Source organism: Pseudarthrobacter sp. GQ63 (assembly GCF_059758765.1).
Window position 1 is genome coordinate 49,152 of record NZ_JCAXEF010000013.1, and the last position, 24,035, is coordinate 73,186.

The window sequence follows — 24,035 nt, forward strand, 5'->3', positions numbered from 1 at the left end:
TGCGATTCTGTGCGCGCTCAATACGGATCAGAGAGCCGCATCGTCCACATAGTTATCCACAACGATATCCACGGATGGCCGACACCCATCCGCGTCTGGGTCGCGCTTACCCCACGGCGCTCAGAGATCGCTATTATTCGCTAAGGCGATATCGCTCCCGTGCGTTCACACAACCGACGTAGGCCCGCTCGCGTCGCCGACAGCCCGCATAAGTATTCTGCAGCCACGAATATGGACGCATAGCCCGAGTTGCGTGGACGTTGGTAGGTGACGGTGGGATCCAAGCGTCAAACTCACCAATGGAGGCTTGCTGCATATAAACCACCACATGTCTCCTTTCGACGAGCAATCCGCTGACAATTCCCCAGGGGGTTCCTCTGCCCGCTGTCGCGCATCGCCGATCATCTGAATGGGCGGCATATCTTCTATGTACGCAAACTTGAGATCGTGGTCATTACGTGTGAAGTTTGCTTAGGTCCCATCGGGTATCTCAAGCGGTAACCGGAGCTGGACAGTTGAGAGTCGAGAAGGCTCTCATTTTGGGAGTGAGCATGCGTGGTAGGTCGTGCATAGGGGAGTGCGTCCACTCAAGGCAGAGGTCATCGAGGCTACTTGTGTCCCACGTATGGCTTCACTAGCCGGCACATGATTCCGACTCGCTGTCGCAGCGCTGGGCCTTGTTCCGGTCTAGTTCCGGTCAGTCCTCAGTCCTATTCCGCAGTTGGTCTTCCTCGCACTGTTTCACGTGAAACAATCCGGGCACAGCGGAGGCCGAGGTTTGCCCCAATGCCTTTTGATTAGCGGCTTGGGCGCGCTCGACCCAGCAATAGGTCCCTAAGCGGGCCTCCACCGCCAAAATGAGTGGCAGGGGGGAGCCCGGCACTTCGCCTCAGTATTTATGTCCTAACGGGCGACGCGAGGCCCCTGCAGAGGCTCTGACGACGGCACTGCGTTCCGACACAACACAGCGGTATCTACCCCCCTTCGTAGCGCTTCTCAGCTCCCAGACCGGAGTTCGCTGGAGTGGCCGTAATGCCGACAACACCGTGCACAAATTGACGCGGCCGATGAGACAGTCAGCAAGAGGCACCGACCCGACATGTTCCACGTGAAACGTGCGGGGAGAAGCGGTCCTCGAGGTCCGAACGTCTCGAACACATCAGCTCTACGTGGCGTGAACCGAGTACACGAGCACCGTCCACACCCGCACGACGTCAGATCATCGTTCCGAAAGGTTCCAGGATCACGGCCGGACGGTAACCACGGACGTAGAGAACGTATCGTCACTCATTAGGCGTCGATGGGGCTTCAGAAAATCTCATCACGACGATTAAATGGTGGCGTTAGCGGACGGCGCTTCCCTTTTCAGAGTGGCTGCACTCGCTGAAGCCCCTTCGTCTTGGACGAGAACAGCGCCGGGGGCCCCGCCTGTTTCACGTGAAACGCTAATCTACGCAGAATAGAACCTCAGCCTAGGAGCAGAAACTAGCAAATGCGTTCATTCCACTTATGACCTCTCTTTGGCCCCAGCCCGCTTTCTAGACTAGCTGTGGCCACTATTCAGCTCCCAGATGTCCGAAACCCTGGGTTGGCTACCCAGCAGCATGTGTTTCGGCCAAAGACAAAGTTGCCGAGCGGAATCAGTTCGAAATCGTCGCATGGCCGATACTCGGAACCAGCAGCCATGCAGCCTCCCCCCATCCAGCCCCGGCTGCTCGTCCAAAGGATCCGTAACACACAGTGGCTGGACGACCTCCCGAGATCTTACGAGCATCCGCCATACTCGAATCGAATGGGTGAAGCTCCTGGATACAGCTAGGGCCCGATTCGGAGTGAATCGGGCCCTACCTAAACACATCCCGCTATCCGGTCTGGCCGGGCGCCAAAACCTCCATAATCCGGTTGAGGTCTTCGACGCTCGCGAATTCAATGCTTACTTTGCCCTTACGAACACCAAGGGAGATCTTGACGTTCGTATCAAGCCGGTCCGAAAGCGACGACGCCAAGTAGTCGAGCCGCTCATGACGGGCACCCGGACGGGGAATGTTGTTCTTCGCAGGCTTCGCCGGATCCTGGTACAGCGTCACAGCTTCTTCCGTGGCACGAACCGACATACCCTCCGCAACAATCTTCTGGGCCAGTCGCTCCATGGCCGCGGCGTCAGGAAGCGCCAGGAGGGCGCGGGCGTGGCCTGCCGAGAGAACGCCGGCTGCTACACGGCGCTGCACCAACGGGGGCAGCTTGAGCAGCCGCAGGGTGTTCGAGACCTGGGGGCGGGATCGGCCAATGCGGTCAGCCAGTTGCTCATGAGTTGTTCCGAAGTCCTCAAGGAGCTGCTGGTAGGCGGCAGCCTCTTCCAGGGGGTTCAGCTGGCTGCGATGCAGGTTTTCGAGCAGCGCATCCCGAAGCAGGTCATCGTCGGTCGTGTCACGGACTATTGCGGGGATAGTTTCGAGGCCGGCAGCCTGTACTGCCCTCCACCGGCGTTCACCCATAACCAGCTCAAACGGCTCACTACCGTCTTCGGTTGATTTCCGCACCACAATTGGCTGGAGGACACCGATTTCGCGTACCGAGTGGACAAGCTCCGCCATGTCGTCTTCATCAAAGACGGAGCGCGGCTGTTTGCGGTTGGGGTGGATATCGCCAACCGGAATCTCAGCAAACCGAACGCCCGGAACCTCGACCAGGTCCACGCCGCCGTCATCCCACACAGGGGTTTCCGATCGCTCGCTGGGCACATCTGCGGACGCCGCCGCTTCAGGCATGCCGGTCGTCGGCTCCTGCTCGGTGTCACCGGCATCGTCTGTTGCGCCGGCCGATGTGGCCACGGTCTCCGTCTTTGCCTTCGCGGCAGCGCTGGGCTTGGGTGCCGGGCTTCCAGCATCTGTTCCCTTGCCCGCAGCAGACTTGGCAGTACTGGATTTAGCTGAGGAGGGCTTGGTGGACGTAGCCGCCGTAGCCTTGTCTGCTGCGGGCTTCGACGACTGGGGCTCGACGGCCTCCTCTGAAGACTCCGTCTTCTTGCGTCCCTCAGGGAAGAAGAGATCTACCGGACGCGAGACGGTTGTCGCGTTACCCGACCCGTTGGCGGCGGCGGAACTTGGAATCAGCGCACCCAGACCGCGGCCCAGGCCGCGTCGTTTCTCGCTCATTGGTAATCCCTCCAGTGGTAGAGCCAGGCGTTGCCAGGCTCCCGTCGTTGCAGTTTGAAGATTTTAGCGCTCTGCTATTTCAGCAGCGGCTTCCAGATAAGACAGGGCTCCACTGGAGGAAGGGTCGTACGTCATTACCGTCTGCTGGTAGCTCGGTGCTTCCGAGATGCGCACCGAGCGCGGAACCACGGCAGAGAGGACCTGATCCGGGAAGTGCTGGCGAACCTCGGCCGCAACTTGGGCTGCGAGGTTGGTACGGCCGTCGTACATGGTCAAAAGGATCGTCGACACCACCAGATCGGCATTCAGGTGCTTCTGGATCATCTCGATGTTCTTCAGCAGCTGGCTCAGTCCTTCAAGTGCGTAGTACTCGCACTGGATCGGGATGAGTACCTCGTTGGCTGCGCAGAAAGCATTGACGGTCAGCAGTCCAAGGCTCGGCGGGCAATCGATGAAGATGTAATCAAGCCGCTGTTCCCCGTTCTTTTCCCGGGTTTTGGCATAAACGTCAATGGCTCGCCGGAGCCGCTGCTCACGGGCCACGAGGGACACCAGCTCAATTTCCGCGCCGGCCAGGTGGATGGTGGCGGGTGCGCAGATCAGGTTTCCGATGTCCGGGCACGGTGCCACCACATCAGCGAGGGGTACGTCGTTGATCAGGACATCGTAGATGCTGTCCACGTCCGCGTGATGTTCGATCCCCAGGGCGGTCGAAGCGTTGCCCTGCGGGTCGATGTCGATCACCAGGACATTGAGGCCAGCCGCCGCCAGCGCCGCCGCAATGTTCACGGTGGTGGTGGTCTTCCCCACCCCACCCTTTTGGTTGGAGACCGTGAAGATTCGGGTGTTCTCAGGGCGCGGCAGCTGGCGGCCTACCAGGCGTTCACGGCGTTTGGTTTCATGCGCCAGCTCACGGGCAATGGGGCTGGAATCGTCGATCGCATCAATAACGTTGGATCTACCGCCAGCAGTTGTTTCACGTGAAACGGCTGCTGACTTGGCGGCCTTCGAAACCCGTTCCGGGTGAATCCCGCCTCTGGCGGGGGTCGCGATAGGACCAGCGACAGAACGTGCTGACCCCAAAGACACAAACGGGGGTATCCGTTGTGTGGAGGCTTCACTACTGGTCACTGGGGCACACTCACTCTCGTTCAGCCAAATTTGCTGCCGTTGTCTAGCCTAACCGCTGGACCCGCCAGAGTTAGGCCACCGGGCCCGAACTAGGCCTTCTTTTGGGACTTGTTTACAACGATGCGAACCACGGTGGTGGGTTCCTCCAGGAGGTTCTCACCAACCGTAAGAACCGACGTCTCGACGCCCCCAAGCTTACGGATGGTCTTGGCGGCTTTTTCGATCTCCTCGGCGGCACTGCGGCCCTTGATGGCCACTACTTCGCCCTTGCCGCCAAGAAGCGGAATGGTCAGGCCTGCGAGGTTACTGAGGGCCGAAACAGCCCTGGCCGTCACCACATCCGCCTCAACGTGCCCCACGGCCAGTTCAGCCCGGGTCCGCATGACTGTGACGTTGTCCAGGCCCAGGTCGTCAACAACTTCCTGGAGCCACATCACCCTGCGTTCCAGCGGCTCGATGAGGGTCAGCTCCAGGTCCGGCCGGGCAATCGCCAGGCACAGCCCGGGCAGGCCTGCACCGCTGCCGACATCGGCGACGTGGCTCCCCTCGGGGATCGCACTCTCAATGACGGCGCAGTTAAGGACGTGCCGGCTCCACAGGCGGGGGATCTCCCGCGGTCCAATGAGGCCGCGCTCCGTGCCGGAGGTCGCCAGGTGTTCAACATAGCGTTTAGCAAGGTCCAACCGGTCGCCGAAGATCTTCTCCGCGGCCGAAAGCTCAGCTGGCGTAATGTCAACCATGGTTAGCGGATCAGCCATTCTCTACTCGGCGGATACAACGATGTGGCGTCCGGCGCCTTCGCCTTCGGATTCGCTGACCAGTCCCAGGTCAGCAACGGCATCATGGACGATCTTCCGCTCGTAGGCGCTCATCGGCTCAAGTGCCACCGGCTGGCCGCTTTCCTTCACTGAAGCGGCGGCGTCCTCGGCAACCTTCTGCAGGTGGCCGGTACGCTCCTGCCGGTAACCGTTGATGTCCAGCACCAGCCGCGAGCGGTTCTCGGTTGCGGACAGCACCGAAAGCCGGGTCAGTTCCTGGAGGGCCTCGAGGACTTCGCCGTCCTCACCCACCAGGCTGTCCAGGGCATCTGACTCTTCCTCGGTCACGATGGAGATGTAGGTCCGTCCGTTACGGACCTCAATATCGATGTCTCCATCGATGTCGGCGATGTCCAGCAGCTCCTCGAGGTAGTCCGCTGCCACGTCTCCCTCTTCCTCCAGGCGGCTGGCTGAGGAAGCCTTGGTCAGGGAAGCCTCCCCGTTCTCGGACGCGTCCTGATCGTCAATGATCTCCTCGGACAGGGCGTGTTCGGTGCTCTCGGCAGACATTACTTCTTCTTCCTGTTCTTGCGTTGTGGCTGGATACGCTGGCCCTTGGCCTGGGCCACGGCCGCGGCGGCAGCAGCGGCGTCGGCTGCCTCATCCTTCTTGCCGCTCAGGATCGGGAGGGCCGGAAGGCCCTTGGCAGCCCGGCGTTCGGCGAGGGCCTTTGCGGCGGGGGATCCCGGCGTCGGCATGCGGCGGATCACAAAGAACTGCTGTCCCATGGTCCACAGGTTGGTGGTGGTCCAGTAGATGAGGACGCCGATCGGGAAGTTGATGCCGCCAACACCGAAGACAATCGGAAGGATGTAAAGCATCATCTTCTGCTGGCGCATGAAGGGGCTGGCCATGGCTTCTTCGGACATGTTCTTGGCCATGATCTGCTTCTGCGTAATGAACTGCGAGGCAGTCATGGCGAGGATCATGACAATGGAGAGGATCCAGACGGCAACCACGTTGCCACCGGGGGGCGTGCCGTGAAGCAACGTTGCCGATAGCGGGGCGCCGAAGATGGTGGATTTGTCGAACTGCACCACCTGCTCTGGGCTCATCGCACCGATACCCTCGCCCTCTCGGCTCGCCGTCGAAATACCGGACAGCACTGTGAACAGTGCGAAGAAGAACGGCATCTGGATCAGCATGGGAAGGCAGGCCGAGAAGGGGTTGGTCCCGTGCTTCTTGTACATGGCCATCTGTTCCTGCGCCATTGCCTGGCGGGACAGCTGGTCGGTCTTGCCCTTGTACTTGTCCTGGAGCTTCTTGAGGTCGGGCTGCAGCAGCTGCATGCCGCGCTGGGCCTTGATCTGCTTGACGAACACGGGGATCAGGGCGGCACGGATCACCAGCACCAGGCCGATGATGGACAGCGTCCACGTCCAGCCGGAGGCTTCCGGCAGCCCAATGGCAGTCAGTCCCTCATGGAATCCCACCATGATGATGGACACAAGCCATTTGAACGGAAACATAATTGTTTCAAAGAAGTCCATACTTATCCCTATTCGTCAGGCCGCACTGCGGCCTTCTCCATCAGTCCGAGCAGCCAGGTACTTGTCCGGGTTGTTCAGCACAACAATTGTGGGGGTCTGGTGCTCAGGCCATTCCCGATGGCCAGCGGGGACGTGGTCCACACCGCCGGCGTTCCATGGGTGGCAGCGGCCAAGGCGCCGGACAGCGAGCCAGCTTCCCTTGACAGCGCCATGGACAGTGACAGCTTCCAGCGCATAGGCCGAGCAGGAGGGGAAGAACCGGCACACCTGGCCGTACGAGGGGGAAATCACCTTGCGATAGGCCTTGAGAAGAACAATGAGGATATTCCGGGGCAGGTTCCACAGGAACAGCCCCACGGATGCAGCACCACGCTGGAGAGAAGTAACGACGACGGCGGTGGCGTTACGCACGCGGTGTCCCCTCCTGTGTTGTACCGGCCGAATCCTTGGCAGCAGCCCTTGCGGGGCGGCCGGCCAGCCGGACCATCGTCGATTCCAATGCGGCATTGTAATCAGACAGCAGCTGGTCCCAGCTGGCAGTTGCGGACGCAGGAAGCGCCCGGACCACTATGGCAAACCCGGTACCGTGCTCGCGCAGCGAGGCAGCACCTGCTTCTCTCAGTCTCCTCTTAACGAGGTTCCTGACCACAGCGTTCCCTACACTCTTGGAAACGATGAACCCGATCCGGCTGGGTTCGTCAGCAGCAATGGCTGCCGTATATAACACTACGTTCCGGCGTCCATTGCGGACACCGGAACGTACAGTTGTTGAAAAATCGGATGCAGTCCTCAAACGGTTACGGGTGGCCAGCACCTTAAACTCGCAAAGAAATGTCTACCGACGAGTCAGTATTTAGGCCGACAGCTCGGTGCGACCCTTGCCACGACGGGCTGCCAGGATGGCACGGCCGGCACGGGTACGCATACGAAGGCGGAAGCCGTGCTTCTTGGCTCGACGGCGGTTATTCGGCTGAAAAGTCCGCTTGCTCACGTTAGTTACTCCAGTGGATCAAAGGTGCGCCCACCCGATCAATATGGGGAAGAACTGGCCGACGCTAAGTTTTGTATATGCACGCTTCCCCCGGCTGCCCAAACGCACTGCGCTTGAGAGATTCAGATGGGGCCAAAAAGCGGACACAAAGGACTTCACAACGTTAGGGCAATTTAAGCCCCCGAGTCAAACCGGAACCCCTTGTGTCCTCTATCCCCAGCTGTGCCTAACCTGCCCCGGGAGCCTGTGGATGAAGTGGCTCACAGCCCCCTTTTCCGAACCACACCGGTGTAATTATCCACAAGCTACTTGCCAGCTATCTTCTAGGCTTTTCATCCCCTAGAGTGGCCCAGTAGCCGATTATCCACGGACTGTGCATAACCCTGTGGATGAAGCTGAATCCATCCTGGTTCATGACTTGCGGCTGCAGGCAATGCAGGCAAAGCAAGTTTTGAGGGAACCGATTGATGACAGTAGACGAAGCCAACCACGCCAATACTGTCGGAAGTTCCTGGCGGCGTGTTGTCAGCCTGCTGGAACAGGACCACCGTGTTTCACCACGTCAGCGGGGCTTTGTCATCCTCGCGCAGGCCCAGGGCCTGATCGGTTCCACCCTCCTGGTGGCCGTCCCCAACGAGCTGACCCGCGAAGTGCTCCAGACCCAGGTCAAGGACGCACTGGATGATGCGCTGCACAACGTCTTCTCCGATGACATCCGCTGCGCCATCGACGTCGATACCGATTTGGTGCCCATCCACACGGAACCTGAACCCGTCGTCGTCGAGCCGTCCTTCTCCGCGGACCAGCTGATCGAGCAGAAGCCGCAGCCGATGCTGCCCAGCACGTCGCACGAGTTCGGCCGGCTGAACCCGAAGTACGTCTTCGATACCTTCGTCATCGGTTCGTCCAACCGCTTCGCCCACGCCGCTGCCGTCGCAGTGGCTGAAGCACCCGCGAAGGCGTACAACCCGCTGTTCATCTACGGCGACTCCGGACTCGGAAAAACGCACCTCCTGCACGCAATCGGCCACTATGCCCGCCGGCTCTACAGCGGCATCCGCGTCCGCTACGTGAATTCGGAAGAGTTCACCAACGACTTCATCAACTCCATCCGCGACGATGAAGGTGCAAGCTTCAAGACCACCTACCGCAACGTCGACGTACTGCTCATCGACGACATCCAGTTCCTCGCAGGCAAGGACCGGACGCTCGAGGAGTTCTTCCATACGTTCAACTCGCTGCACAACAACAATAAGCAGGTAGTGATCACCTCGGACCAGCCGCCCAAGCTGCTGGCAGGGTTCGAGGACCGCATGAAGTCACGCTTCGAATGGGGCCTCCTCACCGACATCCAGCCGCCGGAACTTGAAACCCGGATTGCGATCCTCCGCAAGAAGGCGCTCAGCGAAGGCCTGTCCGCGCCGGATGACGCGCTCGAGTACATCGCATCAAAAATCTCCAGCAATATCCGTGAGCTCGAAGGCGCCCTGATCCGCGTCACCGCGTTCGCCAGCCTTAACCGCCAGCCCGTTGACGTGGCCCTTGCCGAGATGGTCCTCAAGGACCTCATCACCGACGACGGCGCCCAGGAGATCACGTCCAGCCAGATCCTCCAGCAGACCGCCGAGTACTTCAAGCTGAGCATGGAGGAGCTGTGCAGCAAATCGCGCACCCGGACCCTGGTGACTGCACGACAGATCGCTATGTATCTCTGCCGTGAACTGACGGACATGTCGCTGCCGAAGATTGGCCAGGAGCTTGGCGGCCGCGACCACACCACCGTGATCCACGCCGACAGGAAGATCCGCGAGCTGATGGCCGAGCGCCGTGTGATCTACAACCAGGTGACGGAGCTGACCAACCGGATCAAGCAGCAGCAGCGCGACTCGTAGCCGCCGTCTCTATACCTTATTAACAGGTGCATGTGGATAAGCCTGTGGATACTTAAGGGGACAACCGCGGTTAATGGGCTTAAAACCCTTAAGGCGCCTGTGGATTCGAAAAATCGCGAAAAATGTTGTCCCCATCCACACCCTGTTTAAAACCTCCGCCGCCCACAGTCCATGAACAGGCCTTAACCGCCGGATCTCGCGGTGAGGGGGAGTTATCCACAGTTTCCACAGCAGTTATTAACACTACTAATCCCAAGAAATTGAAATCCCTCAAACAACAAGACCGGTCCGCCCTCCCGAACCTCTCCAGGCCGACCGGCCCAAAGGGGCCCGGCTGGCTTGGGGGGATGGGTTAATCCCGGATCTTCCGGCTAAGCTGTCAGCAGCGCTCCCATCCTCGGGTTTTCGTGTGGTTCCGGCAGCACGGACCATGCAGGAACACGAGCGGGGCAACAACTCTTCGGAACTCCCGGCGGGACGTTTCAGGAACATCAACGCAGCAGCAATGAAAGGCGGCACCCTTCCGTGAAGTTCAGAGTCGATCGGGACGTCCTGGCAGAAGCCGTCACCTGGACAGCCCGCTCGTTGTCTCCGCGGCCGCCCGTACCGGTCCTGTCCGGGTTGCTGTTGAAAGCCGAAGCCGGCACCGTCAGCCTCTCGAGCTTTGACTACGAGACCTCTGCCCGCCTGGAAATCGCAGCGGACATCAGGGAAGAGGGCACCATCCTGGTTTCCGGCCGGCTCCTGGCAGACATCTGCCGCAGCCTGCCGTCGGCTCCGGTCGACGTCGAAACGGACGGCAACAAAGTCACCCTGACCTGCCGCCGCAGCAGCTTCCACCTGGCCACCATGCCGGAAGCCGAGTACCCGCCGCTTCCCGCGCTTCCGCCCATCAGCGGTACCGTTCCCGGCGACTCCTTTGCCCAAGCGGTGTCCCAGGTGATCATCGCCGCCAGCAAGGATGACACCCTGCCCATCCTCACCGGCGTGCGGATGGAGATCGAGGACGACCTCATTACGCTCCTCGCCACCGACCGCTACCGGCTGGCCATGCGGGAGGTGCCGTGGAAGCCGGTCACGCCCGGCATTTCAACCAGCGCGCTGGTTAAGGCCAAGACCCTGAACGAAGTGGCCAAGACCCTTGGCAACAGCGGCGACATTCACCTCGCCCTCGCCGATGACGAGAGCCGTCTGATTGGCTTCGAAAGCGGCGGACGCACCACCACCTCCCTGCTGGTTGACGGCGACTACCCCAAGATCCGCTCGCTGTTCCCGGACTCCACCCCCATCCACGCCACCGTGCAGACCCAGGAACTCGTAGAGGCAGTGCGGCGCGTCTCCCTCGTGGCGGAACGCAACACCCCGGTGCGCCTGGCCTTCACGCAGGGCCAGCTAAACCTGGACGCCGGCACCGGAGAGGACGCCCAGGCGTCCGAGGAACTGGAAGCGCAGCTTTCCGGTGAGGACATCACCGTGGCCTTCAACCCCCACTACCTGGTGGAGGGGCTGAGCGTGATTGAAACCAAATTTGTCCGGTTCTCCTTCACCACGGCACCCAAGCCCGCCATGATCACAGCCCAGGCAGACGCCGACGGCGAAGACCAGGATGACTACCGCTACCTGGTGATGCCGGTCCGCCTCCCCAACTAAGTAGCACCAAGTGTCGTTTTGGGCGCCCAAAACGACACCTACTGCTACCTAGTTGGGCATCCCCTGATGACACCCGACCCCTAGCGCAGAAATGAGTTCCACCGTGCACATTGGACTGATCGGCCTTGGCAAAATGGGGTTCAACATGCGCGAACGGCTGCGCAATGGCGGCGTTGAGGTCACCGGATACGATCGCAACCCGGACGTTACGGACGCCGCCTCCATCGATGAGCTCCTGGCTGCAGTTCCCACGCCGCGGCTCATCTGGGTCATGGTTCCTGCCGGCGACATCACCGACGCCGTTATCAAGGAACTGGGCGAAAAACTCAACGAGGATGACCTGGTGATCGACGGTGGCAATTCCCGGTTCACCGAGGACCAGAAACACGGCGAACTCCTTGCCGCCAAGGGGATCCACTTCGCGGACTGCGGAGTCTCCGGCGGAGTCTGGGGACTGCAGAACGGCTACGGCCTCATGGCCGGCGGCGACGCGGCCGATATTGAGCGCGCGCTTCCTGTCTTCGACGCCCTGCGTCCCGAGGGTGACCGGGCGGACAGCTTTGTCCACGTGGGCGGGATCGGCGCAGGCCACTACGCCAAGATGGTCCACAACGGGATCGAATACGGCCTGATGCAGGCATATGCCGAGGGCTACCAGCTGCTGGCTTCCAAGGACATCATCAGTGACCTGCCCGGAACGTTCCGCGCGTGGCAAAAGGGCACCGTGGTCCGGTCCTGGCTGCTGGACCTGCTGGTCAAAGCCCTCGATGAGGATCCGGGACTGCAAAACATCGACGACTACGTCGAGGATTCCGGTGAGGGCAGGTGGACCGTGGAAGAAGCCATTGCCAATGCAATTCCGGCGCCGGCCATCACTGCGGCGCTGTTCGCCCGGTTCGAGTCCCGCGAGGACAGCTCCCCGGCCATGAAGATGGTGTCCGCGCTGCGGCACCAGTTCGGCGGCCACGCCACTCGTCCCGCCAAGTAATACCCAGCAGGGAGCCGCGAGGTTCCCGGAATTGCCGAAAAACCGCGTGTACCTAGAACACCTCTCCCTGACCGACTTCCGCAGTTATGCCCAGGTGGACCTGGCCCTGGAGCCGGGCGTCACTGTCCTTGTGGGATACAACGGCATCGGCAAAACCAACCTGATGGAGGCCATCGGCTACCTGGCCACGCTCAGCTCACACCGCGTCAGCTCGGACGCGCCCCTGCTCCGGTTCGGCACGGAACGTGCGCTGGTCCGGGCCAGGCTGGTCCGCGGGGAACAGATTACCGTCCTGGAACTGGAGATCAATGCGGGACGGGCAAACCGCGGGCGCATCAACCGCAGCAATCCGGTGCGGGCACGCGATCTCCTGGGTATCTGCCAGACGGTGCTGTTCGCGCCGGAAGACCTGGCCCTGGTGAAGGGCGATCCTTCCAACCGACGCCGCTTCCTCGATGAACTGCTCGCCAGCCTCGTCCCGCACCACGCCGCCACCCGCAGCGATTACGACCGTGTCCTGAAACAGCGGAATGCGCTGCTCAAATCAGCCCGCGCAGGAAAATTTACGCCCGCCCATGAGGCGACCCTGGATGTGTGGGACCAGCACATGGCGAAAGCCGGAGCCGAACTGCTGCACGCGCGGCTTGAATTGGTGGAACGGCTGCGGCCGCACCTGGGCCGTGCCTACGCGGAGCTGACCGATGCATCCAAACCCGCCGACGCCGTCTACCGTTCCAGCCTCCAAAACCAGATGGACGACGACGGCGCCCCGCTGATGCGTGCAGCCGGCACCGTTGCCGGGGGTGCCGCAGCGGACGTGGAGGACCTGCGCCAGCTGTCCGTGGAACAGCTGGCGGAACGGTATGTCAAGGCCTTCTCGGACTCCCGGCGCAAGGAGATAGAGCGGGGCATCTCGCTGGTGGGCCCCCACCGTGACGAACTGGAACTCATCCTGGGCCAGGCACCGGCCAAGGGCTATGCGTCCCATGGCGAAACCTGGTCCATGTGCCTGTCCCTTCGGCTCGCCTCCTATTACGTGATGCTGGACGACACCCGGACAGGGGGCTCGGCTCCCATCCTCATCCTGGACGACGTTTTTGCCGAGCTGGACGTCCAGCGGCGGCGTAAACTGGCCGCAATAGTCTCCGGCGCGGAACAGGTCCTGGTGACCGCCGCCGTTGACGCCGACATCCCGGAAGAGCTCTCCGGACGGCGGGTGAAAGTCATCCCGGGAGGTATTGATGAGCAGGGACAGTGAAAAAGGCGGCGGGCTTCAGCCCGGCCGCGACCCCGACAACATCGATGCTCCCCAGGTTGCCCTGAACAGGATGCGGGAGGCCGCCGCAGCCCGGGGCGAAATCCGCAGAACCGCATCCCGCCCGGGCACTGCCAAAGCCAAAAAAGGCATCCGCGACACCCGCGGCTTCAGCCAGTTCCACGCCAGCGGCCGCGATCCCCTCGGCCTGGGCAAGGTGGTGGGGCGACTGGTGGCGGAGCGCGGCTGGACGTCGCCGGTGGCGGTCGGATCCGTGATGGCCGAATGGGCCACCTTGGTTGGCCCCGAAATTTCGGCCCACTGCACTCCCGAGAGCTTTACCGACACCACCCTCCACGTCCGTTGCGACTCGACTGCCTGGGCCACCCAGCTCCGGCTCCTCAGCACCAGCCTTCTGGAGAAGTTCCGGGTGGAGCTGGGGGACGGAGTGGTCACGAGCATCCAGGTTCTGGGCCCATCTGCACCAAGTTGGCGCAAGGGCGGCAGGTCCGTGAACGGGCGGGGTCCCCGCGACACCTACGGGTAGTGCCGGCAGCGCACTCTTGAAAATCGACGTAACGGCGTGTAGAGCCCTAAAAGGGCGGGAGGGTGTATAGGCACCCGGAGGCCGTCCTGCCAGTGCGCCCAAGGCGCGGCTAACGGCCTCCGGCAGGCACACCACCGCCCGTGGAAGGCCCTGGAATGCGGGGAATTGGCCGCCTGCACGGTAGAATCGTTGTAGATAACTGGGCGCGGGTGAACGTTGACTGGGTCCGTTTTCCGCGCGTTTCAAGCCCGCGGAGTGCGGATCCACCGTCAGCCATACATCGGCGCTACAAGTTTGTGCCTGTTGGCGGATGACTTCCTTGCAGTAACCGGGGAGGATTCGGCCGGCCATCATCGAGAACAGAGGAGTCGACAGCGCCTGTGGCTAACGACAATACAGATATTCTGGCAGCTGAACCCGCAGTCGAGGATGCCCGTACGCCTGACACCCCGGCCGCGCCAGGGACGCAGCGTGAATATGGCGCCAGCGACATCACTGTCCTTGAAGGCCTGGAAGCCGTCCGGAAACGTCCGGGCATGTACATCGGCTCCACAGGGCCCCGCGGACTCCACCACCTGGTCTATGAAGTTGTTGACAACTCCGTGGACGAGGCACTGGCCGGCTACTGCACGCACATTGAGGTTGTCCTTCAGGCCGACGGCGGCGTGAAGGTTGTGGACGACGGCCGCGGCATCCCGGTGGACATGCACCCCACGGAACACAAGCCCACGGTTGAAGTGGTCATGACCATCCTGCACGCTGGCGGAAAGTTCGGCGGCGGCGGATACGCCGTTTCGGGCGGGCTCCACGGCGTGGGAATCTCCGTCGTGAATGCCCTGTCCAGCCGCGTGGATACGGAAGTCCGGCGCCAGGGCCACGTCTGGCGCATGTCCTTCGCGGACGGAGGCAAGCCCCAGGGCAGCCTGGTCAAGGGCGAAGAGACGGACCGCACCGGCACCACCCAGACGTTCTACCCGGATCCGGCGATCTTCGAAGTGACCGAGTTCGACTTCGAGACGCTCCGCGCCCGCTTCCAGCAGATGGCCTTCCTTAACAAGGGCCTCCGCATCACGCTCACGGACGAGCGCACTTCCGCTGAAGCGGACGGCGACGCCGACCTGAATTTGGACGCCGTGGTCACCGAGGGCGAGGTCAGCGCAGAACACCGCACCGTGGTGTACCAGTACGACGACGGCCTGCTGGACTACGTCAAGCACCTGAACTCGGGCAAGAAGGTCGACGTGGTGCACGAGGACGTCATCGCCTTCGAAACCGAGGACAAGGACCGCAAGATTGCCCTGGAAATGGCGATGCAGTGGACCAACGCGTACTCCGAAAGCGTCCACACCTACGCCAACACCATCAACACGCATGAGGGCGGCACCCACGAAGAGGGCTTCCGGGCCGCGATGACGTCCCTGATCAACCGCTACGCGCGCGAAAAGGGAATCATCAAGGAAAAGGACGACAACCTGACCGGCGATGACATCCGCGAAGGCCTCACCGCCGTCATCTCCGTGAAACTCGCCGAACCCCAGTTCGAAGGCCAGACCAAAACCAAGCTCGGCAACTCCGAGGTCAAGGGCTTTGTCCAGCGCGTGGTCACCGACGGCCTGGGCGACTGGCTGGAGCGCAACCCGGGCCCTGCCCGCGACGTCATCCGGAAGGCGATCTCCGCGGCGCAGGCACGGATGGCCGCACGCAAGGCCCGTGACAATGCCCGCCGCAAGAGCCCGCTGGAATCCTTCGGCATGCCCGGCAAGCTCTCCGACTGCTCCTCGAAGAACCCGGAGAAATGCGAGGTCTACATCGTGGAGGGCGACTCCGCCGGCGGTTCCGCCAAGCGCGGCCGCAACCCGGAGACACAGGCCATCCTTCCCCTGCGCGGAAAGATCCTGAACGTGGAACGCGCGCGCTTGGACAAAGCGCTGGGCAACGCCGAAGTCCAGTCCATGATTACCGCTTTCGGCACAGGCATCGGCGAGGACTTCGACCTCTCCAAGCTTCGTTACCACAAGATCGTCCTGATGGCTGATGCCGACGTGGACGGCCAGCACATCACAACCCTGCTGATGACCCTGCTGTTCCGTTACATGCGGCCCCTGATCGAGAACGGCTACGTTTACCTGGCGCAGCCCCCGCTGTACCGCATCAAGTGGTCCAACGCCGCCCACGACTACGTGTACAGCGACCGCGAACGCGACGCGAAACTCGTGGCCGGACAGGCTGCCGGGCGCCGGATTCCCAAGGACAACGGCATCCAGCGCTACAAGGGCCTGGGCGAAATGGACTACACCGAGCTGTGGGACACCACCATGGACCCGGACCACCGCACGCTGCTGCAGGTGACGATGGACGATGCCCTCGCCGCCGACCAGATCTTCTCGGTCCTTATGGGCGAGGACGTCGAGTCGCGCCGCAACTTCATCCAGCAGAACGCCAAGGACGTCAGGTTCCTCGATATCTAGGACACGGTCCGGTAGATATTCGATTACTGACATATACCTGAAACGGAAATTAAAATGAGCGACGAAACACCCGAGAACCCGGCCTCCGAAGCCGGCACTCCGGACACCGTTCTTGAAGGCGACGTGCTGATAGACCGCGTGGAGCAGGTGGACCTGCAGACTGAAATGCAGCGGTCCTACCTCGACTATGCGATGGCCGTCATTGTGGGCCGTGCACTCCCCGACGTCCGCGACGGACTGAAGCCAGTCCACCGCAGGGTCCTATACGCGATGTTCGACGGCGGCTACCGGCCGGACCGCTCCTTCAATAAGTGCGCCCGCGTGGTGGGCGAGGTCATGGGCCAGTACCACCCCCACGGTGACACCGCGATCTACGATGCGTTGGTCCGCCTTATCCAGGACTGGACCATGCGGTACCCCCTGGCCCTCGGCCAGGGCAACTTCGGTTCCCCGGGCAATGACGGCGCTGCCGCACCGCGGTACACCGAAACAAAGATGGCGCCGCTGGCCATGGAAATGGTCCGTGACATCGACGAGGAAACCGTCGATTTCCAGGACAACTACGACGGCAAGAACCAGGAACCCACCATCCTTCCTGCCCGTTTCCCCAACCTGCTGGTGAACGGCTCCTCGGGTATCGCCGTCGGCATGGCCACCAACATTCCGCCGCACAACCTCCGCGAGGTAGCTGACGGGGTGCAGTGGTACCTGGCCAACCCCACGGCCAGCCGCGAGGAACTGCTGGAAGAACTCCTGCTGCGCGTCAAGGGCCCCGATTTCCCCACCGGCGCCACCATCCTGGGCCACAAGGGCATCGAGGATGCCTACCGGACCGGCCGCGGTTCGGTCACCATGCGTGCCGTGGTAAACGTCGAGGAGCTCCAGGGCCGCACCTGCCTGGTGGTCACCGAGCTTCCGTACCAGGCCAACCCGGACAACCTGGCCATCAAGATCGCCGAACTCGTCAAGGACGGGAAGATCCAGGGCATTGCCGACCTCCGGGACGAGACCTCCGGCCGCACCGGACAGCGGCTGGTCATCGTCCTCAAGCGCGACGCCGTGCCCAAGGTGGTGCTGAACAACCTCTACAAGCACACCGAACTGCAGAGCAACTTCTCCGCCAACATGCTGGCCATCGTGGACGGCGTTCCGCGGACGCTGAGCCTGGACGCCTTCATCCGCCACTGGGTAACCCACCAGATGGACGTCATTGCCCGCCGTACCCGGTACCGGCTGCGCAAGGCTGAGGAGGAAGCCCACATCCTGCGGGCCCTCCTGAAGGCACTGGACATGCTGGACGAAGTGATCGCCCTGATCCGCGCCTCCAACACCACCGAGGCAGCCCGTGACGGCCTGATGGAACTGCTGGACATCGACGAACTGCAGGCCAGGGCCATCCTGGATATGCAGCTGCGCCGCCTTGCCGCCCTTGAACGCCAAAAGATCCAGGACCGGCACGCCGAACTCGAAGCCTTGATCGCCGAGTACAACCAGATCCTCGGCTCCGAGCAGCGCCAGCGGGAAATCATCAGCACCGAGCTGGGCGAAATCGTGGACAAGCACGGGGATGACCGCCGCACCAAGATCCTCATGGGTTATGACGGCGACATGTCCATGGAGGACCTCATTCCCGAAGAGGAAATGGTGGTCACCATCACCCGGGGCGGCTACGTCAAGCGCACCCGCAGCGACAACTACCGCTCCCAGCAGCGCGGCGGCAAGGGCATCAAGGGTGCCCAGCTCCGCGGTGACGACGTGGTGGAGCACTTCTTCGTCACGACAACGCACCACTGGCTCCTCTTCTTCACGAACCTGGGCCGCGTTTACCGTGCCAAGGCCTACGAACTGATGGAGGCCGGACGGGACGCCAAGGGCCAGCACGTGGCCAACCTGATGGCATTCCAGCCGGACGAGCACATCGCCCAGGTCCTGGACCTGAAGGACTACCAGCAGGCTCCCTACCTGGTGCTGGCAACCAAGCGCGGGCTGGTCAAGAAAACCCGGCTGGAGGATTACGACACCAACCGCTCCGCCGGCGTTATTGCCATCAACCTCCGCGACGGGGACGAGCTGGTCTCCGCGCAGCTGGTATCCGAGACCGACGACCTGCTGCTGGTGTCCCGCAAGGGCCAGTCCATCCGCTTCACCGCAACCGAGGATGCGCTCCGCCCCATGGGCCGGGCCACCTCCGGCGTCACCGGCATGAAATTCCGCGAAGAGGATGAGCTGCTGGCCGCCAACGTGGTGACCGACGGTTCCTACGTCTTCATCGTCACCGAGGGCGGCTACGCCAAACGGACAGCTGTTGAGGAATACCGGCTCCAGGGCCGTGGCGGGCTGGGGATCAAGGTAGCCAAGCTCGCGGAAGAACGCGGTGACCTGGTGGGGGCACTGATTGTCCAGGAAGAGGACGAGGTGCTGGTGGTCATGGAGGGCGGCAAGGTGGTCCGCTCCTCGGTTGCCGGAGTCCCTGCCAAGGGACGCGACACCATGGGCGTCATCTTTGCCAAGCCGGACAAAAATGACCGGATTATCGAGGTGGCACGCAACAGCGAACGGGGTCTTGAGGGCGAGGAATCGCCGGAGGATGACGTAACGTTGGCTGAAGATGGCGGATCCCCCGAGGATTCCACCAGCCCAGCAGTGGCAGAAGAATCACCGGCCGTTGAGTCAGAGGACGCCTCGGGCGACGCTGAGCCGAACGAAGACTACACGGAAGGTAACGAGTGAGTAATCCCGACTCATTTCCCAAGTCGAACAGCACCGCTCCGGACGGAAACCGGCCCTCAGCCGCACCACGGGTAAACGCTCCCGTCCGTCCGCAGCAGCGCCCGGCCGCCCCCGCCGCCGCCCCCGGGCAACGCCCCGCCGTTCCCGGCCAGCGTCCTGCACAGGGTGACCGTCCGGCACAGGGCCAGAACGACCGTCCTGCAGGCCAGCCCGGCCAGCCCGGCCAGCGCCCGGCACCGGGACAGCGGCCCGCAGCAGCCGGCCAGCGCCCAGCAGGAGGCGCTCCGGGCCAGGGCAACCCCGGCCTTGTGAAGCCTGCACCGAAGGCAAAGGTCCGGCGCGCCCGGCTGCTCATCAGCAAGGTGGACCCGTGGTCTGTCCTGAAGATGGCCTTCCTCCTGTCCGTGGCCCTGGGAATCGTCACGGTGGTGGCCGCCATTGTCCTGTGGACCGTCCTTGACCTGACGGGCATCTTCGACCAGGTGGACAGCCTGCTGGGCACGCTGGCCGGCTCCGAGGGCGGCGGCTTTGAGCTGAAGAAGGTTGCTTCCCTGGGCCAGGTGGCCTCTTTCGCCACCATCATTGCGGTGGTGAACGTGGTCCTGCTGACCGCGCTTTCCATGCTTTCCGCTGTGCTGTACAACATCTCCGCCACCCTGGTGGGCGGTATCGGCGTTACCCTCACGGACGACTAAAGTCCCTTTTCCGCAGGCCTGACAGCCGCGGAAAGGCCCGATTTGAGATCGGGCCGGGATGTGCTGTAAAGTCATGTCTCGGCCCGATGAGGCATCGGGGCGTATAGCTCAGGCGGTTAGAGCGCTTCGCTGATAACGAAGAGGTCCCAGGTTCAAGTCCTGGTACGCCCACGGAACCTGTGCAGGTTCAAGTGTAGGTTTGGATTGCGTAACCCGCAGCCGGACCGGAACGGGGAGCATGTGAAGAAGTTGCTTGTAGTGGCAGCGGCAATCGCAGGCGTCCTGCTCTACCGGAAAGCACAGGAATCCGAGGCCCGGAAAGATGTCTGGAGCAAGTCAACCGATACGGTGGACTAGCCCCGGAGCCCGGAGAGGAGCTGGTCAAAGGCTCCCTGGTTCTAGGGTATGATTGACGGGTTGCTTCTTATGGGGGCATGGCGCAATTGGTAGCGCACCTGCTTTGCAAGCAGGGGGTTCGGGGTTCGAGTCCCCGTGCCTCCACCATAGGAAAGTCCCGGTCAGCGGAAACGCTGGCCGGGACTTTTGCTTTGGCACCGGAACCCCGCAGCATCCGGTCCGGACCGCCCATTAGGGTAGTGCAGTGAACTTCTTTCTCGCAGCCATCGGCGTACTGGGCGTCGCCTCGTCCGGCCCGTTGATTGCTGCCACCCTCGGGGCCACCACTGTGAGTGCCCTGGCCATTGCATTCTGGCGCAACGCCATCGGCGCTGCCGTGATGGCCTCTCCCACCCTCATCCGGGAACCCCGGCAGTTCGGCAGGATCACCCAACGTGAGTTCCGCTGGTGTGTGCTGGCCGCCGGTGCGCTGGCCCTGCACTTCGCCTGCTTCATCACCTCCCTGCAGCTCACCTCCGTTGCCGCGGCCACGGCACTGGTATGCCTGCAGTCAGCCTGGATAGCGGTCTTCCAGCTCTTCCGCGGCACCCGCCACCGGTGGCAGGTGCTGGCTGGCCTCGGCATCGCTTTTGGCGGCGTTGTTGCGATCACCGGATTCGACATGGGCTCTTCGCCGGATGCCCGGCTGGGTGACCTACTGGCCGTTGCCGGCGGGGCGCTGGCCGGCCTCTACACACTGGCAGGGGGAAAAGCCCGGCAAAGCATGACGACGGGCACCTACACCACGCTCTGTTACGGGATGTGTGCAGCCCTGGTTGCCGTACTGGCGTTCCTTGGCAGGCAACCGCTGGTGGGCTTTGAAGCCGCCGGCTGGCTGGGGATCCTGGCCATCACAGTCTGTGCACAGCTGGTGGGGCATACCGCGTTCAACCACCTGCTGGCCACCATGAGTCCGCTCCTGGTCTCCATGATCATCCTCCTGGAGATCCCGGGAGCTGCGCTTCTTGCCGCGGTCTTCCTCCACGAAGCACTTCCCGCCGGTACTTACGCCGGCCTGGGGCTTATCCTGGCGGGTCTCGCCGTTGTGGTGCTGGGCCAGCGGTCAGGCAAAGCCGCACGCCGCGGAAGGCCAGCGGCAAACGGGCGGAACGAACCGCCGTCGGACCGGCCACTCGCGGAGCTGGGAACCGACTGACGCCGGCGCGCTGCGTGCCCTCTACTGACCGCCGCGGCGCACAGGCTGGGCGGTATTGACGGTGTGGATGGCCCGCAGGAGCTTGGCGGGGAAGTACACGGAGAAGAACACCACCATGGGAGCCTTCAGTGCCATCTTCTTGACGTTGTGGGCCTTGTAGGTCCGGTCGAAGCGGGTGACGTAGTAGCGGTAGTCCCGCGGTGAATCCTCAAGCCTGCGGGCAGACATCCCGGACACCATCTGGGGGCAGTACTGGATCTTCAGATCGTTCTCGGCCAGGTGCAGGGACAGGTCGATGTCCTCATGCATCTCGTCCTTTTCGTCCCGACAGGTTTCTGCCCGGATGGTTTCCCATGCGGTGGAACGCAGCGCCATGTTGGAGCCGAAGAGGAAATGGTACTGGTGCTTGGCCAGCTTCAACATGAGCTGGCGCATTTTGTCGTCTGCCTTGAGGCCAAAGCGGCGCATTGGCATGTCGTAGTACACCACCGGGCCCGTGGCTGCCTGGACGGAGTGGTCGAGGAACGCTTTCTGCACCTGCTCCACCCAGTCCGGTTCCACCACCGAATCGGCGTCGATCCTGCCCAGGACATCCCCGGTGGCATGGTCCAGCCCGAAGTTCCGGGTTGGGATCAGCCCCTGCTCCTTGTCCTGGCTGAGCAGGACGATGGGGGTCTCCGGGTACTCAAGCTGCATCTGTTGCACAATGCGGGCCGTGCGGTCCTTGGACAGGTTGTCCACCACCACGATTTCGTGGGCCGGGACGGACTGGTAGATGGCAGCTATGAGGCACTGCCGGATGACGCTCTCCTCGTTATACGCCGGGATGACAATGGACACGCGGGGCAGGTCTGCTGCGTCGTTCAAGGCATCCCCAGAGGATTGTTCGGCTGACATCGGTTCAAATCTAGCACCGAACGGCGTCCCGCCTCCGAAACACCGAAACCATCGGTGACGGGAAAAGGGCCCCGCCCTGCGGCGAGGCCCTTCCGGCTGCTGTTCCGGCCCACCGAGGACCGGGTACATCAGGACTGTTGATTCAGGACTGTGATGCGCCCTTGTCACCGTTGCCGATGTTGGAGGCGATGTTCTTGGTAGCGGTCTTCGCGTCCGTGGCTGCCTTCGCTGTGCTGTCAGCGGCTTCCTCGGCCACGTGCTTTGCCTTCTCGCCGGTTTCCTCAGCCTTGTCGGAGGAGGTGCCGGCCTCGGCGGCTGCCGGAGCTGCCGCGCTTACCGGTGACTCCTGGACCTCGTTCACCGTGGTGGCGGGTACGGGTGCCGGCGTGGGTGTTACCGGGGACGGGGTCTTCCAGGGGTCTTCGACCGGCTTGGAAGCCTTCCAGGCCGCGACGCCGGCTGCAACCGCAGCAGCGATCACACCGAAAACCAGCCAGCCGCGCTTCTTCTTGGGGGGTTCCGGCTGTGCAAGCTGGATTCCCACCGTGCGGCCGGCTTCGGTTGCTGCGGCCTTCAGCTGGGTACCGGTGGCCTGCGCCTGTTCCTGGATGGCGTGGATGATTCCCACGTCACCGAGTTTGTGGGCGACGGCGTCCACCCGTGCAGGCGTGTTCTCCAGCGTGCGGTGCACGGCGTCGGAGGCAGAACCGATCTGGTCCGAAAGTCGAGGCAGGTATTCCACAACCACGCGGTCACGGGCGTTCAGGATCACCGGGGTTGCTTTGTCCAGGGCCTCGTGCAGGCGGGGCGACGCGTTGTCCACAGCGTCGTTGATCCTCGGAGCGAGCTGGGCCAGGCCGTCCTGGATGCGCGGGGTCACCGTTGCTACACCGTCGGCCAGGTTGTGGGCCGCGGACTTCAGGCCTTCCTGGACTTTTGGAGATGCGGTGTCCAGGCCATGCTGGAGACGGTCAATGGCTGCTTCCACACGGGGGGTTGCCCAATCCTTGGCATTCTCCACTGCGCTGGTGACTGACAGTTCAAGGTCACGGGCAATACGGTCCGACTTCTTCACAACTACCTCCCGATTAATGTGACGGTTCTGTGGTTAGCCTACGTGGCTTGGTGTTCACCTGCTATTCCCCCAGCGGATTTTAGGAGGATTTCACCCAGCGCGGAACTGCGACGGCAGCCGTTCGCTCCCAGGGCCGCCGTGGAAGAATAGGGCCTATGACTGCCATCGCAACTGCAAAAGCAACCATTCACACCAGCCTCGGCGACATTGTCGTCAACCTCTTCGGCAACCACGCCCCCAAGACGGTCAAGAACTTCGTTGGCCTCGCCACGGGTGAGCAGGCATGGACCCACCCGGAGACCGGCGAAGACAAGAGCGGTACGCCCCTGTACAACGGCACCATCTTCCACCGCATCATCAAGGACTTCATGATCCAGGCCGGCGATCCGCTGGGCCGCGGTACAGGCGGTCCGGGCTACCAGTTCGATGACGAGATCCACCCCGAACTGGGCTTCAACCAGCCCTACAAGCTGGCCATGGCCAACGCCGGCATCCGGATGGGCAAGGGCACCAACGGCTCGCAGTTCTTCATCACCACCATCCCCACCGACTGGCTGCAGGGCAAGCACACCATCTTCGGTGAGGTGGCAGACGACGACTCCAAGAAGGTTGTTGACGCCATCGAGGGCGTGCGCACCGGCATGGGCGACCGTCCGGTGGAGGATGTCACCATCAACAGCATCGACATCGAACAGCTGTAA

General features: G+C 62.5%; 21 protein-coding genes and 2 tRNA genes. 13 read left to right on the plus strand and 10 right to left on the minus strand.

The genetic code is table 11. The features are described from left to right. Window positions 1-1,862 precede the first annotated feature (1,862 nt). From AC6CHP_RS17270 to rpmH, 8 genes are all read right to left on the minus strand, one after another. Window positions 1,863-3,155 carry a ParB/RepB/Spo0J family partition protein gene (locus AC6CHP_RS17270; RefSeq protein WP_498231254.1) on the minus strand — a complete coding sequence of 431 codons (1,293 nt, stop codon included), beginning with the start codon at window positions 3,153-3,155 and terminating at the stop codon, window positions 1,863-1,865. Between the two features lie 63 nt (window positions 3,156-3,218). Continuing rightward, window positions 3,219-4,286, minus strand: a complete 1,068-nt coding sequence (locus tag AC6CHP_RS17275; protein WP_308421959.1) for a ParA family protein — start codon at window positions 4,284-4,286, stop codon at window positions 3,219-3,221. Between the two features lie 89 nt (window positions 4,287-4,375). Continuing rightward, window positions 4,376-5,026: a 16S rRNA (guanine(527)-N(7))-methyltransferase RsmG gene (rsmG, locus tag AC6CHP_RS17280; protein WP_188729172.1), complete on the minus strand. Its 651-nt coding sequence runs from the start codon at window positions 5,024-5,026 to the stop codon at window positions 4,376-4,378. Window positions 5,027-5,047: 21 nt separating this feature from the next. After that, window positions 5,048-5,614 carry a Jag family protein gene (locus AC6CHP_RS17285; protein WP_188728450.1) on the minus strand — a complete coding sequence of 189 codons (567 nt, stop codon included), beginning with the start codon at window positions 5,612-5,614 and terminating at the stop codon, window positions 5,048-5,050. Further along, window positions 5,614-6,594, minus strand: coding sequence for a membrane protein insertase YidC (yidC, locus tag AC6CHP_RS17290; protein ID WP_498231257.1), 981 nt, complete (start codon window positions 6,592-6,594; stop codon window positions 5,614-5,616). Before yidC ends, AC6CHP_RS17285 begins: the two co-directional genes overlap by 1 nt. Before the next feature lie 15 nt (window positions 6,595-6,609). After that, window positions 6,610-7,005, minus strand: coding sequence for a membrane protein insertion efficiency factor YidD (gene yidD, locus AC6CHP_RS17295; protein WP_498231259.1), 396 nt, complete (start codon window positions 7,003-7,005; stop codon window positions 6,610-6,612). Beyond that, window positions 6,998-7,408 (minus strand): ribonuclease P protein component, encoded by a 411-nt coding sequence (rnpA, locus tag AC6CHP_RS17300; RefSeq protein ID WP_174178543.1) that lies wholly within the window; start codon window positions 7,406-7,408, stop codon window positions 6,998-7,000. Before rnpA ends, yidD begins: the two co-directional genes overlap by 8 nt. Before the next feature lie 39 nt (window positions 7,409-7,447). Further along, a complete protein-coding gene (rpmH, locus tag AC6CHP_RS17305; protein WP_003800212.1) occupies window positions 7,448-7,585 on the minus strand; it encodes a 50S ribosomal protein L34 in 138 nt (45 codons plus the stop codon). A 467-nt stretch (window positions 7,586-8,052) separates the two neighbouring features. On the opposite strand from rpmH, the gene dnaA reads away from it, so the two are divergent. The 12 genes from dnaA (at window position 8,053) to AC6CHP_RS17365 (ending at window position 21,362) form a co-directional block, all read left to right on the plus strand. Then, window positions 8,053-9,477 carry a chromosomal replication initiator protein DnaA gene (dnaA, locus tag AC6CHP_RS17310; protein ID WP_104186677.1) on the plus strand — a complete coding sequence of 475 codons (1,425 nt, stop codon included), beginning with the start codon at window positions 8,053-8,055 and terminating at the stop codon, window positions 9,475-9,477. 525 nt (window positions 9,478-10,002) lie between these two features. Next, complete coding sequence (dnaN, locus tag AC6CHP_RS17315) at window positions 10,003-11,127, plus strand: DNA polymerase III subunit beta (RefSeq protein WP_427116643.1); 1,125 nt, start codon at window positions 10,003-10,005, stop codon at window positions 11,125-11,127. A 103-nt stretch (window positions 11,128-11,230) separates the two neighbouring features. Next, window positions 11,231-12,115: a phosphogluconate dehydrogenase (NAD(+)-dependent, decarboxylating) gene (gene gnd, locus AC6CHP_RS17320; protein WP_498231295.1), complete on the plus strand. Its 885-nt coding sequence runs from the start codon at window positions 11,231-11,233 to the stop codon at window positions 12,113-12,115. Window positions 12,116-12,161: 46 nt separating this feature from the next. Next, on the plus strand, window positions 12,162-13,373 hold the full coding sequence (gene recF / locus AC6CHP_RS17325) for a DNA replication/repair protein RecF (protein WP_188729174.1): 1,212 nt from the start codon (window positions 12,162-12,164) through the stop codon (window positions 13,371-13,373). Continuing rightward, window positions 13,357-13,917, plus strand: coding sequence for a DciA family protein (locus AC6CHP_RS17330; protein ID WP_104186669.1), 561 nt, complete (start codon window positions 13,357-13,359; stop codon window positions 13,915-13,917). The genes recF and AC6CHP_RS17330 overlap by 17 nt, the downstream gene beginning before the upstream one ends. A 380-nt stretch (window positions 13,918-14,297) precedes the next feature. Then, complete coding sequence (gene gyrB / locus AC6CHP_RS17335; RefSeq protein ID WP_498231263.1) at window positions 14,298-16,385, plus strand: DNA topoisomerase (ATP-hydrolyzing) subunit B; 2,088 nt, start codon at window positions 14,298-14,300, stop codon at window positions 16,383-16,385. Between the two features lie 54 nt (window positions 16,386-16,439). Beyond that, a complete protein-coding gene (gene gyrA / locus AC6CHP_RS17340; RefSeq protein WP_498231265.1) occupies window positions 16,440-19,115 on the plus strand; it encodes a DNA gyrase subunit A in 2,676 nt (891 codons plus the stop codon). Continuing rightward, window positions 19,112-19,810, plus strand: coding sequence for a DUF3566 domain-containing protein (locus AC6CHP_RS17345; RefSeq protein WP_498231266.1), 699 nt, complete (start codon window positions 19,112-19,114; stop codon window positions 19,808-19,810). The genes gyrA and AC6CHP_RS17345 overlap by 4 nt, the downstream gene beginning before the upstream one ends. A 97-nt stretch (window positions 19,811-19,907) precedes the next feature. Continuing rightward, window positions 19,908-19,981, plus strand: a tRNA-Ile gene (locus tag AC6CHP_RS17350). Between the two features lie 69 nt (window positions 19,982-20,050). Next, a complete protein-coding gene (locus AC6CHP_RS17355) occupies window positions 20,051-20,167 on the plus strand; it encodes a DLW-39 family protein (RefSeq protein WP_219816817.1) in 117 nt (38 codons plus the stop codon). A 71-nt stretch (window positions 20,168-20,238) separates the two neighbouring features. Beyond that, window positions 20,239-20,314, plus strand: a tRNA-Ala gene (locus tag AC6CHP_RS17360). Window positions 20,315-20,411: 97 nt separating this feature from the next. Next, window positions 20,412-21,362 carry a DMT family transporter gene (locus AC6CHP_RS17365; RefSeq protein ID WP_498231268.1) on the plus strand — a complete coding sequence of 317 codons (951 nt, stop codon included), beginning with the start codon at window positions 20,412-20,414 and terminating at the stop codon, window positions 21,360-21,362. Between the two features lie 21 nt (window positions 21,363-21,383). On the opposite strand, the gene AC6CHP_RS17370 is transcribed toward AC6CHP_RS17365, so the two are convergent. Together AC6CHP_RS17370 and AC6CHP_RS17375 are read right to left on the minus strand one after the other, a co-directional pair. Further along, on the minus strand, window positions 21,384-22,259 hold the full coding sequence (locus AC6CHP_RS17370; protein WP_377192484.1) for a glycosyltransferase family 2 protein: 876 nt from the start codon (window positions 22,257-22,259) through the stop codon (window positions 21,384-21,386). Window positions 22,260-22,401: 142 nt separating this feature from the next. After that, window positions 22,402-23,334, minus strand: a complete 933-nt coding sequence (locus tag AC6CHP_RS17375; RefSeq protein WP_188728465.1) for a hypothetical protein — start codon at window positions 23,332-23,334, stop codon at window positions 22,402-22,404. A gap of 155 nt (window positions 23,335-23,489) precedes the next feature. Here AC6CHP_RS17375 and AC6CHP_RS17380 point away from each other — a divergent pair, with 155 nt between their 5' ends. After that, window positions 23,490-24,035 carry a peptidylprolyl isomerase gene (locus AC6CHP_RS17380; protein ID WP_104186651.1) on the plus strand — a complete coding sequence of 182 codons (546 nt, stop codon included), beginning with the start codon at window positions 23,490-23,492 and terminating at the stop codon, window positions 24,033-24,035.

What these genes read in the sequence shown, in the direction of transcription:
- AC6CHP_RS17270 (WP_498231254.1), bottom strand. Translation starts at nt 3,155, where the DNA reads ATGAGCGAGAAACGACGCGGCCTGGGCCGCGGTCTGGGTGCGCTGATT.
- rsmG (WP_188729172.1), bottom strand. Translation starts at nt 5,026, where the DNA reads ATGGTTGACATTACGCCAGCTGAGCTTTCGGCCGCGGAGAAGATCTTC.
- AC6CHP_RS17285 (WP_188728450.1), bottom strand. Translation starts at nt 5,614, where the DNA reads ATGTCTGCCGAGAGCACCGAACACGCCCTGTCCGAGGAGATCATTGAC.
- yidC (WP_498231257.1), bottom strand. Translation starts at nt 6,594, where the DNA reads ATGGACTTCTTTGAAACAATTATGTTTCCGTTCAAATGGCTTGTGTCC.
- dnaA (WP_104186677.1), top strand. Translation starts at nt 8,053, where the DNA reads ATGACAGTAGACGAAGCCAACCACGCCAATACTGTCGGAAGTTCCTGG.
- AC6CHP_RS17330 (WP_104186669.1), top strand. Translation starts at nt 13,357, where the DNA reads ATGAGCAGGGACAGTGAAAAAGGCGGCGGGCTTCAGCCCGGCCGCGAC.
- gyrA (WP_498231265.1), top strand. Translation starts at nt 16,440, where the DNA reads ATGAGCGACGAAACACCCGAGAACCCGGCCTCCGAAGCCGGCACTCCG.
- AC6CHP_RS17370 (WP_377192484.1), bottom strand. Translation starts at nt 22,259, where the DNA reads ATGTCAGCCGAACAATCCTCTGGGGATGCCTTGAACGACGCAGCAGAC.
- AC6CHP_RS17380 (WP_104186651.1), top strand. Translation starts at nt 23,490, where the DNA reads ATGACTGCCATCGCAACTGCAAAAGCAACCATTCACACCAGCCTCGGC.